The sequence below is a fragment of the Paraburkholderia sp. BL6669N2 genome (assembly GCF_003387275.1).
Lineage (GTDB): Bacteria > Pseudomonadota > Gammaproteobacteria > Burkholderiales > Burkholderiaceae > Paraburkholderia.
This window is the reverse complement of the sequence record NZ_QUNA01000002.1, coordinates 907734-922590: the sequence shown is the minus strand read 5'-3', so window position 1 is coordinate 922590 and position 14857 is coordinate 907734. Positions and strand designations below refer to the sequence as shown.

The window sequence follows — 14857 nt, the reverse complement described above, 5'->3', positions numbered from 1 at the left end:
AAGCAACGAGCATCACGCCACCAGTGGTGGCGAACGACTCAGGCGAAACCTGCACAGTGATACTGAAGACGGCGAAAATTGGCACCAGCGCGCCAGCTAACGCCCTGACCCGATTGGCGTTTTTAAATACGCGCCGTGCGGACTCCACCTCTGATAGGCAAGGCGCAGCGGAGCTTCCCAGTGTCGGGTTGAACTCTCGCGCAAAGGGGCTGGAGCTGCTTCGTATGCAGGTGGCGATATCGCGAGGTCCCTAATCCTTCGGCATCGCCAACGCGTCCACGGTCGGCCGCCGATTCAATCGTCGCAAACAGTTGCGGCCCGGATTGCACAAGGTCGAGCGCGCGAACGTTTCCCGCCGCAGTACTACACGCCTGCACAGCCCAGCAAACGTAAGCGCTGGTCAATCCAACCAGTATCGAGCCTTCCTTCCCAGATTTCAGTAATTGTAGCTTCCTCGGCGCAATGCTTTGCGCTCGCCGCTTCGTAGATTTCGTCCGCAAGTTGGAATGGCACACAAAGAAGGCCATCGGCATCGCCGATGACCAAGTCGCCGGGCTCGATGCACATGCCGCCAATGGCGACCGTAACGTTGATTTCGCCCGGACCATCCTTATAGGGTCCCCGGTGCGTGACCCCTGCCGCGAAGACCGGAAGACTCCCCTTGCGCAGAGTGTCACTGTCTCGGACGGCGCCGTTGATGACGATGCCAGCGATGCCCTTCCTTGCTGCGTATGCCGTCATCAGTTCGCCGATAATCGCGTTGGTTAGGTCGCCGCCGGCATCAACGACAATCACGTCTCCCGTCACCGCACACTCCAGTGCTTTGTGCACCATCAGATTATCACCGGGACGGCACTTAACTGTGAGAGCCGGCCCTGCCATCGCGGTTCCGTCGTGCATTGGCCGCAGCGAGGCACCGGCCGCAGTAAGTCGCGACATCACGTCGCTTACGTTAGCGACGGGTAGCGACCTGAACTGCTCTGTCAGCTCCGGACTCACGCAGCGTTCCCGGTTTTTGATTTGAAAACCAATCATTTTCCATCCCCAAACTTCAGTTTTAACCCGCCCCAAAAGGTCTCTTGACTGTTGACAACCAGCGCGAATTCGCCCGGTTCAAATGCGTCCCCAGGTAAGAGATGCTATTCCCGTCAATTCCTTACTTACCGCGACCTAAACCGATAGATGAGAAATTCCTATTTGGCATGACAGCGCGCAGCGAAAAGTACGGTTGGCTATCAACCTATCAACCGCGCAATCGTGAACCGCCCCGGATTTTTTGGAAGCGCCAACACTATCGAGTAGGACAACTTTCATGGTGGTCCTTCTCAGGCAATTCGCCGGGGAAGCAGCCCCTCGACGGCTTCTGCGATTCCGAGCAGCGCATCATCCTGTCCGCGCAGTCCCATCAACATCATTCCAACAGGTAGGCCATCACGATCGTTGACAGGGAGGGTCACCGCACAACGATCGAGTACGTTTGCGACGCGTGTGTTTCGCATCAGAAGCATGCTGTAACGGTTATAGCCGTCGTCATCGGCAACAGCTCGAATGAACGGTGGCAGTATTGGGCACGTCGGCATCAACAGTGCGTCCCAGCGGCTTGTCTGCTGAGCAGCGCTCTCGACAAGCGAAGCACGCAGCGAGAGCCTGTCGAGCATATCAGCGGCTAAGAGCACACCGCCCTGCTCAATTCGCGAGTACGCGCGCGATGAAATCAGCGAACGCGTTAGCGACCCGCGAGACCTTAGCCACGCGTATAGCTCGGCCATCGAGAAGCCACCTCCTTGATAGACGTCCGGAACGCGGTCGAACGCAGGTAAGTCGATATCCTGCAGCACGGCACCGTGTTTCGACAAAACACTAAGTGTTCGCTCAAAGGCGGCCGCCACTGCGGGTTCGAGGTCATTCAGCACATAATTTTGAGGCACCGCGAACCGAAGCCCTTTAATCGAGCGCGGCACCTGGTCTGGAAAACTCGTTGCAGGATTTTGTGCAAGCGCTTCGTAGACCATGCGACAACATCGAACGGAATGGGCGATTACGCCTACCGAGTCAAGATGCTGCGAAAGCGGAACGACGCCCTCACGCGAAATCTGCGACGCCGTCGGCTTGAAACCGACAAGCCCGCAGAGCGCGGCCGGAATTTGCACCGATCCGCCGGTATCGGTGCCCAGTGCGGCGGAGGCTGCACCGACAGCGACCGACACTGCCGCACCGCATGAGGAACCGCCGGGCACGCGCTCAGGATCGAGCGGATTAGGAAGCTGTCCCGTTGCTTCGATGAGGCCGACGGACGACAACGCGAGTTCCGCCATCGCCGTTTTGCCCAGGATGATCGCCCCTGCCGTGCGCAGGCGCTTGACCACATCGGCATCGGTAGCTGCAGGAGACGCTGTCTCCGCGAGGACGCGCGAGCCCGCCGCTGTGGGCTCGCCCGCCACATCCATGTTGTCCTTGATCGTGATGGGCATTCCCGCGAGCGCAGTCAGCCTTTCGACGCCCTGCGCGCGGCGTGTATCGACGGTAGCCGCGTGGGCTATTGCAGCTTCCGCATAGATGCGGGTGAACGCTGCGTCGTGCATGCCGACGGCATCCAGCGCGGCTTCGATGTGCGCGCTGCAGGCGTTCCTGTTTTTTGCAAGGCGCACCGCATCATCCTGGCTCTGCGAACGGGCGGTCATGCTACCCCCTCGCTACGCAACCACGGAGTTGAAGGGACGTCGATCATCGACTGCTCCTATTGGGGAAGATCACGTTGAGACTGCCCATACGCGGGCCAGGCGTCGCGGTGAACAGTTCCGCGACGGCGGGTAAAGGGCATGCACGGATGCTGCATATGCCACGCGGTCACGCCTTGATATGCTGCGGCGATGGCCAGCAGTTTCTCTTCTTCAAAGCGTCGCCCGATCAATTGCGCACCGATAGGCAAGCCGCTTGAGGACGAAAAGCCGATACAAAACGACAGCGCCGGGTGACCAGTAACATTGAAAGGCACGCGCATCTGGTTGGCCGACCGGTTGATGGCCTCTTCGTCAGCAAGCAACGCGGCCGTGTGCGCGGAGATTCCCGCAATCAGAACGTCCGATGTTTCGAGCACGCGATCGATCTGGTCCGTGAGAATACGTTGTTGCCTTTTTGCGTCCAGGTATTCCTGCCCAGACACCGAAGCACCGTTTAGAAGCGTGTCGCGGCAACGGGCACCATAGCGCTCAGGAGCCTGCGCAAGAAAGTTACGGTGGACCGCGTACGCCTCGAAGCGCAGAAGTGTCGAGCCGCACTGCCGAAACGACTCGAGATCGCCAGCGTCGACAGTCTCCACCACAGCACCGAGTTGCGCGAACTCATACGCTGCTAAAGTGATCGCGGAACGTGTCTCTTCGCTAGCTACGATATCGCGACTATGGAAATGTGCGAGCAGACCGACCCGGAGACCGCGTAGCGGCATGTTTTCCGCCGCGTGTCCGAGCACTGACCAGTTTGCGCCACGCTTTAGAGCGCGGAGCACAAGTGCGCAGTCTTCAGCGCTGCGCGTCATCAAGCCGACATGGTCCAGTGATGGGGCAAGCGGAAATACGCCTTCGCGACTGAGCAGATCGTAAGTCGGTTTAAGACCGGTCACGCCACACATCGCGGCGGGATTCCGGACAGAGCCCGCTGTGTCGGTGCCGATAGTAAGCGGCACTTGACACGCGGCCAGTGCGACGCCGCAGCCGCTCGACGAGCCGCCGGGCGTGCGTTCCATGTCCCACGGATTACGTGCAGGTGGCCACGGCAACCTATCCGACGGTGAACCGATGCCGAATTCCTCCAGGGTCAACTTCCCGATCAGGATGGCACCCGCACTGCGCAGTTGACGCGTCACGTCAGCGTCCCGCTTTGCAACCTGACCGCGCAAGACGGCGGATTGCGCAGTGGTCGGCTTGCCCTCGACGTCGATCAGATCTTTGACCGCAAACGGCAAACCATGAAGCGGGCCACTAACTTCGCCGCGCGCCATGCTCTTGTCCGCTTCACGAGCGGCGGCGAGCGCGTCGTCACGGTAGACCTCTAGAAAGGCGTGCAGCGTGTCATTTTCCGCGCCGATCGCATCCAATGAGTCCACCACGTACTCGAGCGCGGACACTTCCTTTCTGGCGATCAATTGTCGGGCTTCCTTGGCGCTCAGGAAGCGGAGCTTGGCATCTGTCATTGGATATGAGTTTTCGATCGAGCGGGATAATCGCGAAATCAGTTGGGACGCCTTCCGAGGGTCGCTTTTACTTTCGCAATGGCCTGAAGAAAGTACGAATGTCCTCGGCAAGTTGCTCAGGCGCCTCCATCGCCGCGAAATGACCGCCGCGCGGGAGGGTTGTCCAGTGCGTCAGATTGAACGCGCGTTCTACCCAGCTACGCGGCGGCATCGGCAATTCGCGTGGCAGACGCACGATGCCGCACGGAGGCAATATGCGCTGGCCAGGCTGAAGATGAAGCGGCGCGGAACGTGATTCGTTGTAGAAACGAAGCGACGAATGAACCGTATTGGTGAGCCAGTAAATCATGACATTCGTAAGCAACTCGTCTTTGCTCAGCACCTCATCGGGCCTCGCGTCACAATCACTCCAGCTCTGGAATTTTTCTATCAACCACGCTGCAAGACCCATGGGCGAGTCGGTCAGCCCATACGCAAGCGTTTGTGGTTTTGTGCTCTGGATCGCGATGTAGGCACCTTCGGCGTCGCGCCACTTCGCAACTCGATCCAGATACGCAGTCTCTTCTTCGGTCAGCGACGGCGTGCCCGAACCGAGATCGGGACGAAAGCCGGTGGAAACGTAGTTCAGGTGAATGCCGATCAGACGCTCCGGATGCCGCAAACCCAGCGCGGAACTGATCCACGAGCCCCAGTCGCCGCCCTGAGCGCCGAATCGTTCGTAACCGAGAGCCGCCATTAGCTCTGCCCAGAGGTCGGCGACCGCGAACACACTGGTTCCGCGCTGCAACGGCCGTTCAGAAAAGCCATAGCCGGGGATCGATGGTACGACGACCGAAAAGGCGTCTGCCGGGTCACCGCCATGCGCTCCGGGATCGGTAAGCAGCGGAAGTATCTTCAGCATCTCCACGAAGCTGCCTGGCCATCCGTGCGTCATGATCAACGGCAGTGGCGCCGGTCCCTGCCCCGGTTGATGGATGAAATGGATGGCTGGCCCATCACCGCGGTACTGGTAGTGAGGCAGTGCGTTCAGCCGCTTCTCCTGCGCACGCCAGTCGTACGTCTCACGCCAGTAACCATGGAGTTCCTGCATGAACTGAAGATCGGCACCGAAGCTCCAGCCCGCGTCCTCCAACTCATCGGGCCAGCGAACCTGATCGAGTTTCGTCCTCAAGGAGGCCAGTTCCACGTCATCTACGTGTATTTGGAATCGATTAATCATGGCTAGTATGACGTTAGATCCGACAGGAAAGCTTTCGCTCTGGCGTGCCGAGGGGCACTAAAAAACTCAGCGGGAGAGCTTTCTTCGAGGATGACGCCCTTATCCATAAACCATACACGGTCGCTCACCTCGCGTGCGAAACCCATTTCGTGCGTCACGCAGACCATGGTCATCCCGTCACGGGCCAGTGATCGCATGACAGTCAAAACTTCACCCACCATTTCAGGGTCGAGCGCGCTCGTCGGTTCATCAAAGAGCATGACGGGCGGGTTCATCGCAAGCGCCCGGGCAATCGCAACGCGTTGCTGCTGACCGCCTGACAATTGATGCGGATAGGCAGACGCCTTGTTTGCAAGACCTACGCGATGAAGCAGCGACATCGCCTGCTCTTTCGCGTCGACGGTTCGTTTCTTCGAGACCCTGACTGGCGCGAGGCACACGTTTTCAAGCACAGACAGATGCGGAAACAGATTGAACGACTGAAACACAAAGCCGATGCCGCCACGGAAATCATTGAGTCGCATCCCGTGAGCATGAATGTCCTGACCGTTCACGTGGATGGTGCCTGACTGGATTTCCTCCAACCGGTTGATCGTGCGAATCAACGTCGATTTTCCCGAGCCTGAAGGGCCACAAACGACGACCACCTCGCCATTGCTAACTTCCGCGGTCACGTCAGCGAGCGCCTGGTACTCCCCGTACCACTTGTTAACCTTCGAGAATCGAATCACTTTCAATGCTCCTTTGCGGCACCGCCTTCGGCGAGCGCTTGCGTGTAACATTGCGCTCCAGATAATTTGCACACTTCGTGAGCACGAAGCAGACCACGAAATAGACGGTGACCAGAATCACAAACACCTGGAACGGGCTTGTCAGCAGGCTGTTGTTGACCTGATTCGCTTCGTATGTCAGTTCCTGTACGCTGATCACGTAGCCAATGGACGTTTCCTTGATGAGCGACACGAACTGGCTGATGATGCTGGGAACCATGTTGTACAAAGCTTGCGGCAGGATGACCCAGAAGTGCGTCTTCCAGTACCCCATCCCCAACGCGCGCGACGCTTCGAATTGCCCTTTCGGGAGCGCTTCGACGCCCGCGCGAATCACTTCCGACAGATAAGCCGACTCATAAACAACCAACGTACAGATCAACGCCGTAAAGGCCGTTACACTGTGCCCAACCAGAATGGGAACAAGAAAGTATCCCCAGAAGACGAACATCACCAGGGGAATGCCCCGCACCACATAGACCAGTACGGTCGAAGTCGCGTAGAAGAGCCTGATCGGCGACATTCTGCACAGCGCGAGTGCAACGCTCAACGGGAAAGACAACGCAAGTCCGAGGACGGAGAGAATCAGCGTGAGCGCGAGTCCTCCAATCGGTCCATTGGGAAATTGCCCGACGAGAAGAAGCAATCCATACTTTTGAACGATTCCGAACATGTGTTTATCTCGCCCTCATCTGGATGCGTTTTCCGATCACGGCGCCCAGTCCCATCAAGCCGAGCGACACAGCCAGATAGAAAGCAGTTGCGACCGCGTAGGCCTCGAAGGTCCTGAACGTCTCGTTCTCGATCTGGCGAATCACATATGTCATCTCCGCCGCGCCAATCGTCATCGCGAGACTGGTGTCCTTGAACATCATCACCGTGTGATTGACGAAAGACGGAAGCGCGCTCCTGACAGCCTGCGGAAATGTCACAAACCGCAGCGTCGCGAAGAAGCCAAGGCCTAGCGATCTCGACGCCTCATACTGACCGTGATGAACCGAACGTAGGCCGCTGCGAATATCTTCCGAAAAGAACGCCGACATACACAGGCCGATCGCAATCGACGCGTAGATCAACTCCCCATCGTGCGCGTTAGCCCAGGATTGCGCTGCATCGGGCAGAAGTGTGGGCATCGCGAAGTACCAGAAAAAAATCTGCGCAAGCAATGGAACGTTCTGGTGGTAAGAAACAAACGCCGCAACTCCTTTCGTCACGATGGATATTCCAGATGCCCGCAAGACGGCCAGGACCGTTCCCAGCCCGATGGCAAGAACCCAGCTTGCCGCTGTCAGCTTTAGTGTGCTGATCGCCGCGGACAGCAACAGATGCGTGAACGTTCCAGCGAACACTGTGCCAAATTCGAGGTGATTGAACACTCTTTACTCCGTCCATCGGCAAGCGCCGCTTAATGGATCAGCGCGGAATAGGCGCGTTAGCGAAGTCCCGTTTCATCTTGTAGGAAGACGCGGCTCCAAGCCACCTGTCGAAGATTTGCTGTGATTGTCCCGACGACTCCATTTTGTCGAGCGCATGGTTGACAGCTTCAAACATTTTTGGCTCGTCCTTTTTCATTCCCAGACCCCAGTATTCGCGTGAAACCGGCGGTGACAGAATGGCAATCGCGTTTGCGTTGGACCCCAACCGTTCGATGAATCGATGCATGATGCTTTCCGACATCACATAGCCGTCGACCTTCTTCTGGGCCAGCGCCATGAATGCTGAAGATGGATCGTCGTAACTCACCAACTGCGCCGTCGGGAGCACATGCTGCACCGTCGGAATATCGCTCGAACCCTTGACAGTGCTGATCCGCTTTCCAGCCAGATCATTGACCGTGTGGTATGGGCTTCCTGCAGACGTCGCGATCACTTCGTTGCTGACGAAGTACATGTTCGAGAAGTCGATTTGCTGCGCACGCTCCGGATTGTAGGTAAGCGTGGCCGTGAGAATGTCTACCCGGCCTTGCGTCAACTCTGGAATGCGCGCTTCGAGCGATAGCACTTTCATCACCGGTTTGACACCCAGCTGTTTTGCCACGCCTTTGCAGAAATCGACGTCATATCCCACAATTTCACGCGTGTCAGGATCTTGAAATCCAAACGGGGGGTTGTTGCTAACGATGCCACACACCAGCGTGCCGCGCGCCTTGATGTCGGCAAGCCGGTCGGCCTGCGCTGCAGCCGCTCCGGTCATAGATATGACGAATACAGCAGCGCCCATGCAAGCATTGAGACGATTCATCTGCCTATCTCCAAGGTCCTTTAATATAAATACGGTCGGCGCAGCGCTTCGGGTTTGGTGAAACACTGGCTACCGGAAACCCATTGTTCCATGCAAAAAAAATGTCGGAAAACGATATTTTTATATGTGTTGAGATCACTTTTTTACATGTGTTTCGACCGTTGCATCCGTCCGAGTGCAGGCGGCACGAACCGTGCAGTTCGCATACTTGCCGCATCCCCGGGTGCCTCTATACACCCGAATTAAAGTGATGGAAATTCACTAAAAAAATTGGCATTTCTTCCAACTCTCGAGCGCTTATCGTCCGCTGGATATTCGCGAGAGCGGCACGCGAATAAGCGCCCCAAGGAACAAGCAATGGAGAATGCCGACGGCCAACTCTTCGACGATGCATTGATGCGCGTCGTCAGGGAAAAGTTTCACCTTGTCGATTCAGGTTTCACCGGCCGCAAACGACTCTACTTCGACAACGCGGGTGGTTCGTTCCGGTTGAAGAAAGCGCTCTACCGATTCGCGGAGGTCGACTCAGCGCCTGATAACGCCGAGCGAGTGCATGAAATTGCGCGCGAGTTGCAGGCGATCGAACAGCGTGGAGTCGAGGATGCGTACTGCTCGATCATGACGACCTTACCCGACGTGATCTGATCCTCGCAGTGGCATTCGAAGACATCGGCGAAATAGACCCGGTAAGAGAGTACGAACGGCGTGGCGTCATCGGCTACGAGCGCGTTTCGACCAACCGGTATCCAAGACGGATGCTCGAATCATTCGGGCTGAAGGGTGCCGTCCGGATCTCGCCGTTGCATTGCAACTCGCCGGAAGACATCGACGCTTTCCTTCGCATCACGGCGGATGTCGACAAAGACGCCGTTTTGAAGGCCGGTACGACGAAAGTTTGACAGCGCGAATTTGAGCGAAAAATTATGTTACCGTGACGGATAGCATCTCCTGAAGGCATACATCGGACCGTCATGTTCACTTTCAAGCAAATGGAAGCGCTGTACTGGATCGTCCAGCTAGGCTCGTTCGAAGCCGCCGCCGGCAAATTGAATTCGAGCCAGTCGGCGATATCGAAGCGCATCCACGAACTCGAGTCGACGTTTGACTTCGCGGTGTTCGACAGAACGTCCCGTACCGCGCGGATTACCGAGAAGGGAAACGAACTGTTCGAGTATGCGAAGGAGCTGCTCGGGAGACGCGACGAGATCGTCGAGCGTGTGAGTGCGAATGAGGTGCTGGTGCGGCGCATCCGTATCGGTGTCACCGAACTGACCGCGCTAACCTGGCTGCCACGCCTGATATCGGCTGTCCGGGACGCGTATCCGAAGGTGATTGTCGAGGCAGAGGTGGATCTGAGCATCGCGCTAAGAGAACGCCTCGCGGCCGATACCGTTGATCTGATCATCGTGCCTGAGCTGCCTACCAGCGAGCGGTTTGTCAGCGTACCAGTCGGAAAAGCCGAGCACACGTGGATGTACTCGCCGTCACGGTATGCGGCGAAGAGCACTATTCCCCTTGGAGAGATTGCTCAATTTCCGCTGCTTCTACAAGGCAATCTGTCGGGATCGGGACTTATCTACACGCGATTTCTCTCCGAGAATGGTGTGAGTCTCGCCAAAGTGCTGACAGTCAATAACCTCGTCGCCCAGGTCGGGTTAACGGTCTCAGGAATGGGAGTAAGTCACTTGCCAAAATCTTGCCTGAACTACATGATTTCGGCGGGCGCACTGAAAGCTATTAGAACCCGGCCCGCTCTTCCACCTATCCACTACGTCGCGCTTCATCGAGGGGAACACAGCTATTCACTGTGCGATCAAATCGCACAACTAGCTGCGAAATACTGCGACTTCAGTGTCAATATTCTAGACCCGCGAGCGATTTCATCTGCCAGCTGATTCTCGACGTCGCTGCGCGATCGACGATCGACCGTCGTCGTGTTGGATTGCGGTAAAGAGATTCGCATCGGTCGCATGGGCCCAACAATACCGGTGCTTGGCTTCCGAAATTGTCCCTTGGCGCGCGCGTGCGATGCCATCCGCGAATTCTGCGTCACTCTCGAGCGCTGACGCCGCTCGTAGCCGACATGACGGGCACACACGTTCAACAAGACAGGTCTTTCGAGGACTGTCGTTCATTCGCAAAACCATGACACAAGAATTCCTGCGGTCGTCGATTCCCTTATCGATATCCGGAACGTCAGTGACCATTTCGGCTTTGTGCCGCCAAGGTCCGAAAGCGCCAGTCCTGTTGCTGCACGGATTCGGCTCTACCAAAGAGGACTATGCCGACATCGTCCGACACGGCGTATTCGAGGGGCGCGCGTTTGCCGCATACGACGCACCGGGTTGCGGCGAGACCGACTGTGCCGATCTCACGACGGTCGACATTCCATTTCTCCTCGATACCGCCGCGGCGGTCGCCGGCCATTTCTGGTTTGAACGCTTTCACCTGGTCGGGCATTCGATGGGTGGTCTTACAGCATTGATGCTCTCGTCGCAATTGCCCCAACGCGTCTTGTCTTTTATCAACATCGAGGGAAATATCGCCCCCGAGGACTGCTTCCTCAGCAGGCAGATCGACCAATACCCGTCCGACAGCGCAGAGCAGTTCTTTGCGGAATTCATCGAACGCGCGCTTCACGCGCCTGCATATGCAAGCGCTCTCTATTCGTCCAGTCTGCGCCACAAAGTGCGCGCCGATGCAGTTCCCAGCATTTTCAGATCAATGGTGAGCCTGTCGGACAACGGAGATTTGATGCGGAAGTTTCTTGGGTTCCCATTTCCGCGAATGTTCATGTACGGCGAGCAGAACTCGAACTTGACCTATCTAAGCCATATCGAGAGCAAGGGAGTCGAACTGGCGGAGATTCCCAACTGCGGACACTTCCCGATGTACTCCAATCCGGTGGCGATGTGGAAGGCCATTGGTGATTTCATTGAAAGAGCGGAATCAACTTCCCGCAAAGTCCTCCGTGTAACAACGACACCACGTTGAGGTGCCGTTCTTTTCGCGAACCAGTGCTCGCAAACCCGCAGCTCTTCGATAGATCGGTGTAAGGAGCGTCTGCAGCGTCGAGTCCAAATTGGTTTTGATTTAGACCTGCGGCTACGCTCGCGCACTCGAGTCGATCTGTCGCCAAGTACTTTTCGCCACCTGCCCTCTTTTTTTGGCGTCATGGTGCCGTAAGTTGACGACAAGCCCTGCCACATTTCCGACGAAGAGGGGTAAAATCATATGATCGTAAACACCCTTGCTTGCCTGTTTGGATACGCTGAAACTGATCATATTATCAATCGGTTCAAATCCAGAACCGGTTCGTTCCCAAACATTCCATAAATACAATGAAAAGCGAAGACGAGAATTCTCTCCATCCCGAATTTCGGGTGAAAAATTGGCGCAACGCGAGATTCGTTTTTCTGGGGAATAAGCTGACCCTGGCGCTTGCGGAAATGTACGAGGCAGAATTTGATCTCTCACAAACGGAGTGGAGAATTATTGCTGCCGTGGCTGAGCATGCCCCTATGTCCGCCAAAGACCTCGCTGAATTTATCGCCATTGATATTTTTTCGATTACTCGGGCCACATCCGTTCTTGTAAAAAGAGGTCTTCTGACCCGGCGCGTAAACCAAAAAGATAGAAGAAAGATCGAGTTAAGGCTTTCTGTGCGCGGGCGCAAAGTTTATGAGCAGATAGTTCCGGTAGCACTCGGAGTTGAGCGGGCTGTGTTCAGTGTCCTGTCGAAGAAGGAGTCAGATCAACTGGACGTGATTCTTTTGAAACTGGAGGAGCATATCGGCAAACTACTCACTCCAGATCGCTCCTGGAAGTCGTTTTTGGATGATCCAGGGGCTTAATGAACGTAGCGCGCCGCTATTTCCAGTAAGGGTGAGCTGCATTTGGCGTTCCATTGAGAACCCTCTCCACCCAACGCTCCGGAACCATCCGCATGATGCGTTCTGGCAACTCCGGCGAATACTTCAGTGCCGGGTTGCTTTGTACTTCATTTTGGTCTTCAAAGTTTCCACGACTCCGTTCCCCCAGAATTGGAGTCTCAGCGAAATCCCTTGACGACCTGGTGAACGGTGGCAGTTCAAGCGCAGGCAGAGCTGGCTTTTCCGGCTTGCGACTACAGGTCTAAGGTGATTTCTTTCGACTCACTCCATGAGACGCATGTACACATGTATTTCTCGGACTTCTTTTCCTCTTCCGACAAAAACGTGTCGCGATGAAGCGGAGTGCCACTCGTCACCGAGACAGCACATATGCCACATTCGCCGCGCTTGCACCCATAAAGCGGATCTAGCCCATTGCGCACCATTGCATCAACTATAGTTTCTGGCTGCTCTACCACAATGGTCTTGTTTCTCTTTGCAAGATGCACCGTCAACTTCGGGTTGGGAACGCCCCGGATACCACCAAAGTTTTCGGATCGTACTGTGCCGCGATTCCATTGCTGCCGGTCGCAAATTCGCGAAATTGCCCGGATGAACGGCTCAGGACCGCATACGTAGATACGTTGTCCGTCCACCGGGTCGCGTAGCAAATTCTCGAAATCGTAATAGCGCTGTGCCTGTCCCTCATCCGCGTGACATTCAACATCGGCAAAGGCGCTCTGTTTCAAACGTTCGAGAAGCGGGGCATCGTCCAAATCACGTACACAATAAATAACACGATGCTTGATCTTCAATCTGGAAAGTTGACACGATAGCGAGTAAATCGGAGTAATACCGATCCCGCCTGCCACGAGCAGATGACCGGTAGCGCTTGCGTCCAGCGAGAAACCGTTGATTGGCCTGCGTGCCTCCAATATTTCTCCCGCGGATAATACGTCATGCAAGTACCGCGACCCGCCCCGCCCGCTCTCTTCCCGCTTGATCGCAATCTCAAAGGCCGATCGATCGGCTGGATTTCCGATCAGTGAATAGGCATTCCATGCCTGCTGGCCGTCGGGGAGTGTGACTTTGACCTCGATGTGCGCACCCGCTTCATACCGCGGAAGAATTCGGCCGTTCATATCGCGCAGCCGCAATAGCTTCGTGCCGCCAGTCAACGAGACAACTTCGCTGACTGTAAGGCACATCGTATCCACGTCGACCTTGCAGTCGAATCCATTCATCGTTGATATTGACATGTGCTTTCCCCTTTCAACTTGCCTGTTTTTCTGTTCTCGTTTGAATCCCCATGATATCGAGCACCTCCGGAACATGGTCGAAATCCGTCGGATCTTCATGCAACCCGGAATAGCTTTGCACCTTGTATATATCGCCACCTGCACTGGTGCGCGGTAACACGCCTTTCGCAACTTCCCTGGCTGCGCGAAGCATTACAGTACGCATTGCCACAATCGAGGTGTCACTCGAGGCCAGGTGCTCACGCGACCGATCCACAATAGGGCCGCAACTTTCAGTTACCACCGCATCTTGCCCGCGGACACCATGAATGCCCGTGAACGAAATCTTCTGCTGAACGTTGCGGTCCAGCAGATAATCATTGCTCCTGTTCTCCACCGGCGTAGTCGTTCCTGGGATTACGCTGCGATGAGCAACAACACCTTCTTGCCATGAGCCAAGTTCAGCTGCATCAGGAGGTCCATCTTTGCGGTAGGTCACACATATCGACCAAAGGCTTTCATTGTCACGTGGAATCCAAACGCGCCACACCCGTGAATTCTGATCGTCACTTGGTGCGATCATGGTGTAAAAGGGCATCAGGAATAAATCTACGCGCCAGAAAAATGGCTTGTCATTCTTTACGCGACGGCGTGCCCCACAGGCAAGACCAAAATCAGTTTCCAGGATTTTCCAGCGCGGCGCCTGGTCCTCCTGAAAATATGAGCCGAACAAAGATTCTTTGTGTACTTGAGGGTTGTCGAGGCGCCGATGCAAAAAGGCGACGTGTGCTTCGTCTACCTCTCCCTCTAGCGCTTGCAGGAAGTTGCAGTCTTGCTGCCAACGCGACATGTGTCGATGCGATACCGGATATTCCATCCACTCGAATCGCGGCAATTCGGGTGCGGGTGTTGCGCTGCCCATATATACCCAAGCCAGGCCTACAAATTCGCGAACAGGATAAGACTTGATCTTCATGCACTCCCGGAAGGTGCTTGACGCTGGCTCCGATGGCATGTCGACACAGCTTCCATTGATGTCAAATTTCCAGCCGTGGTAGATACAGCGTATGCCGCTTTCCTCATTGCGGCCATAAAATAAACTCGCGACCCGATGCGGACAGAACTCGTCAATGACGCCCAGCCTGCCCTCACTGTCCCTGAACACAATCAAGTCTTCTCCTAGCAACTTGATGCGCTGCGGTGGAGCGTCAGCCGCTGGCAATTCGCTTTCGCAGAGAAATGGAATCCAATGGCTCCTGATCACTTCTCCCATTGGACTGTCCGCGTCCGTATTCGTAAGCAATACGTTCTCTTGTTTTGTAATCACG

The 14857-nt window shown here is 55.9% G+C and carries 15 protein-coding genes; 5 read left to right on the top strand and 10 right to left on the bottom strand.

Features of this window, described 5'->3' with window-relative positions:
- Positions 1 to 363: 363 nt before the first annotated feature.
- From B0G80_RS26730 to B0G80_RS26695, 8 genes are all read right to left on the bottom strand, one after another.
- Complete coding sequence (locus B0G80_RS26730) at positions 364 to 1035, bottom strand: RraA family protein (protein ID WP_116120990.1); 672 nt, start codon at positions 1033 to 1035, stop codon at positions 364 to 366.
- Between the two features lie 290 nt (positions 1036 to 1325).
- Positions 1326 to 2681 (bottom strand): amidase family protein, encoded by a 1356-nt coding sequence (locus B0G80_RS26725; protein WP_116120988.1) that lies wholly within the window; start codon positions 2679 to 2681, stop codon positions 1326 to 1328.
- Between the two features lie 56 nt (positions 2682 to 2737).
- Positions 2738 to 4189: an amidase gene (locus B0G80_RS26720; RefSeq protein WP_116120986.1), complete on the bottom strand. Its 1452-nt coding sequence runs from the start codon at positions 4187 to 4189 to the stop codon at positions 2738 to 2740.
- 67 nt (positions 4190 to 4256) lie between these two features.
- Positions 4257 to 5408 carry an epoxide hydrolase family protein gene (locus tag B0G80_RS26715; protein ID WP_116120984.1) on the bottom strand — a complete coding sequence of 384 codons (1152 nt, stop codon included), beginning with the start codon at positions 5406 to 5408 and terminating at the stop codon, positions 4257 to 4259.
- A 2-nt stretch (positions 5409 to 5410) separates the two neighbouring features.
- Positions 5411 to 6139: an amino acid ABC transporter ATP-binding protein gene (locus tag B0G80_RS26710; RefSeq protein WP_116120982.1), complete on the bottom strand. Its 729-nt coding sequence runs from the start codon at positions 6137 to 6139 to the stop codon at positions 5411 to 5413.
- Complete coding sequence (locus B0G80_RS26705; protein ID WP_116120980.1) at positions 6117 to 6851, bottom strand: amino acid ABC transporter permease; 735 nt, start codon at positions 6849 to 6851, stop codon at positions 6117 to 6119. The genes B0G80_RS26710 and B0G80_RS26705 overlap by 23 nt, the downstream gene beginning before the upstream one ends.
- A 4-nt stretch (positions 6852 to 6855) precedes the next feature.
- Positions 6856 to 7554 carry an amino acid ABC transporter permease gene (locus B0G80_RS26700; protein ID WP_116120978.1) on the bottom strand — a complete coding sequence of 233 codons (699 nt, stop codon included), beginning with the start codon at positions 7552 to 7554 and terminating at the stop codon, positions 6856 to 6858.
- 37 nt (positions 7555 to 7591) lie between these two features.
- Positions 7592 to 8419 carry an ABC transporter substrate-binding protein gene (locus B0G80_RS26695; RefSeq protein WP_116120976.1) on the bottom strand — a complete coding sequence of 276 codons (828 nt, stop codon included), beginning with the start codon at positions 8417 to 8419 and terminating at the stop codon, positions 7592 to 7594.
- 357 nt (positions 8420 to 8776) lie between these two features.
- Here B0G80_RS26695 and B0G80_RS26690 point away from each other — a divergent pair, with 357 nt between their 5' ends.
- From B0G80_RS26690 to B0G80_RS26675, 5 genes are all read left to right on the top strand, one after another.
- On the top strand, positions 8777 to 9064 hold the full coding sequence (locus B0G80_RS26690; RefSeq protein WP_116120974.1) for a hypothetical protein: 288 nt from the start codon (positions 8777 to 8779) through the stop codon (positions 9062 to 9064).
- An 8-nt stretch (positions 9065 to 9072) separates the two neighbouring features.
- Positions 9073 to 9318 (top strand): hypothetical protein, encoded by a 246-nt coding sequence (locus B0G80_RS45415; RefSeq protein ID WP_147309921.1) that lies wholly within the window; start codon positions 9073 to 9075, stop codon positions 9316 to 9318.
- Between the two features lie 72 nt (positions 9319 to 9390).
- Positions 9391 to 10314 (top strand): LysR family transcriptional regulator, encoded by a 924-nt coding sequence (locus B0G80_RS26685; protein ID WP_116120972.1) that lies wholly within the window; start codon positions 9391 to 9393, stop codon positions 10312 to 10314.
- A gap of 250 nt (positions 10315 to 10564) precedes the next feature.
- The gene (locus tag B0G80_RS26680) at positions 10565 to 11413 is read left to right on the top strand and encodes an alpha/beta fold hydrolase (protein ID WP_116120970.1); all 849 of its coding nucleotides are present in this window, start codon (positions 10565 to 10567) and stop codon (positions 11411 to 11413) included.
- A 347-nt stretch (positions 11414 to 11760) separates the two neighbouring features.
- A complete protein-coding gene (locus tag B0G80_RS26675) occupies positions 11761 to 12273 on the top strand; it encodes a MarR family winged helix-turn-helix transcriptional regulator (protein ID WP_116120968.1) in 513 nt (170 codons plus the stop codon).
- Between the two features lie 272 nt (positions 12274 to 12545).
- Here the strand turns inward: B0G80_RS26675 and B0G80_RS26670 are convergent, their stop codons facing one another.
- Positions 12546 to 13550 (bottom strand): PDR/VanB family oxidoreductase, encoded by a 1005-nt coding sequence (locus B0G80_RS26670; RefSeq protein ID WP_116120967.1) that lies wholly within the window; start codon positions 13548 to 13550, stop codon positions 12546 to 12548.
- Between the two features lie 13 nt (positions 13551 to 13563).
- Positions 13564 to 14856, bottom strand: a complete 1293-nt coding sequence (locus B0G80_RS26665) for a Rieske 2Fe-2S domain-containing protein (protein WP_116120965.1) — start codon at positions 14854 to 14856, stop codon at positions 13564 to 13566.
- Position 14857 lies beyond the last annotated feature (1 nt).

Coding starts and splice junctions, on each gene's coding strand:
- B0G80_RS26685 (WP_116120972.1), top strand. CDS start 9,391: ATGTTCACTTTCAAGCAAATGGAAGCGCTGTACTGGATCGTCCAGCTA.
- B0G80_RS26670 (WP_116120967.1), bottom strand. CDS start 13,550: ATGTCAATATCAACGATGAATGGATTCGACTGCAAGGTCGACGTGGAT.
- B0G80_RS26675 (WP_116120968.1), top strand. CDS start 11,761: ATGAAAAGCGAAGACGAGAATTCTCTCCATCCCGAATTTCGGGTGAAA.
- B0G80_RS26690 (WP_116120974.1), top strand. CDS start 8,777: ATGGAGAATGCCGACGGCCAACTCTTCGACGATGCATTGATGCGCGTC.
- B0G80_RS26730 (WP_116120990.1), bottom strand. CDS start 1,035: ATGATTGGTTTTCAAATCAAAAACCGGGAACGCTGCGTGAGTCCGGAG.
- B0G80_RS26680 (WP_116120970.1), top strand. CDS start 10,565: ATGACACAAGAATTCCTGCGGTCGTCGATTCCCTTATCGATATCCGGA.
- B0G80_RS26725 (WP_116120988.1), bottom strand. CDS start 2,681: ATGACCGCCCGTTCGCAGAGCCAGGATGATGCGGTGCGCCTTGCAAAA.
- B0G80_RS26720 (WP_116120986.1), bottom strand. CDS start 4,189: ATGACAGATGCCAAGCTCCGCTTCCTGAGCGCCAAGGAAGCCCGACAA.
- B0G80_RS26705 (WP_116120980.1), bottom strand. CDS start 6,851: ATGTTCGGAATCGTTCAAAAGTATGGATTGCTTCTTCTCGTCGGGCAA.
- B0G80_RS26715 (WP_116120984.1), bottom strand. CDS start 5,408: ATGATTAATCGATTCCAAATACACGTAGATGACGTGGAACTGGCCTCC.
- B0G80_RS26695 (WP_116120976.1), bottom strand. CDS start 8,419: ATGAATCGTCTCAATGCTTGCATGGGCGCTGCTGTATTCGTCATATCT.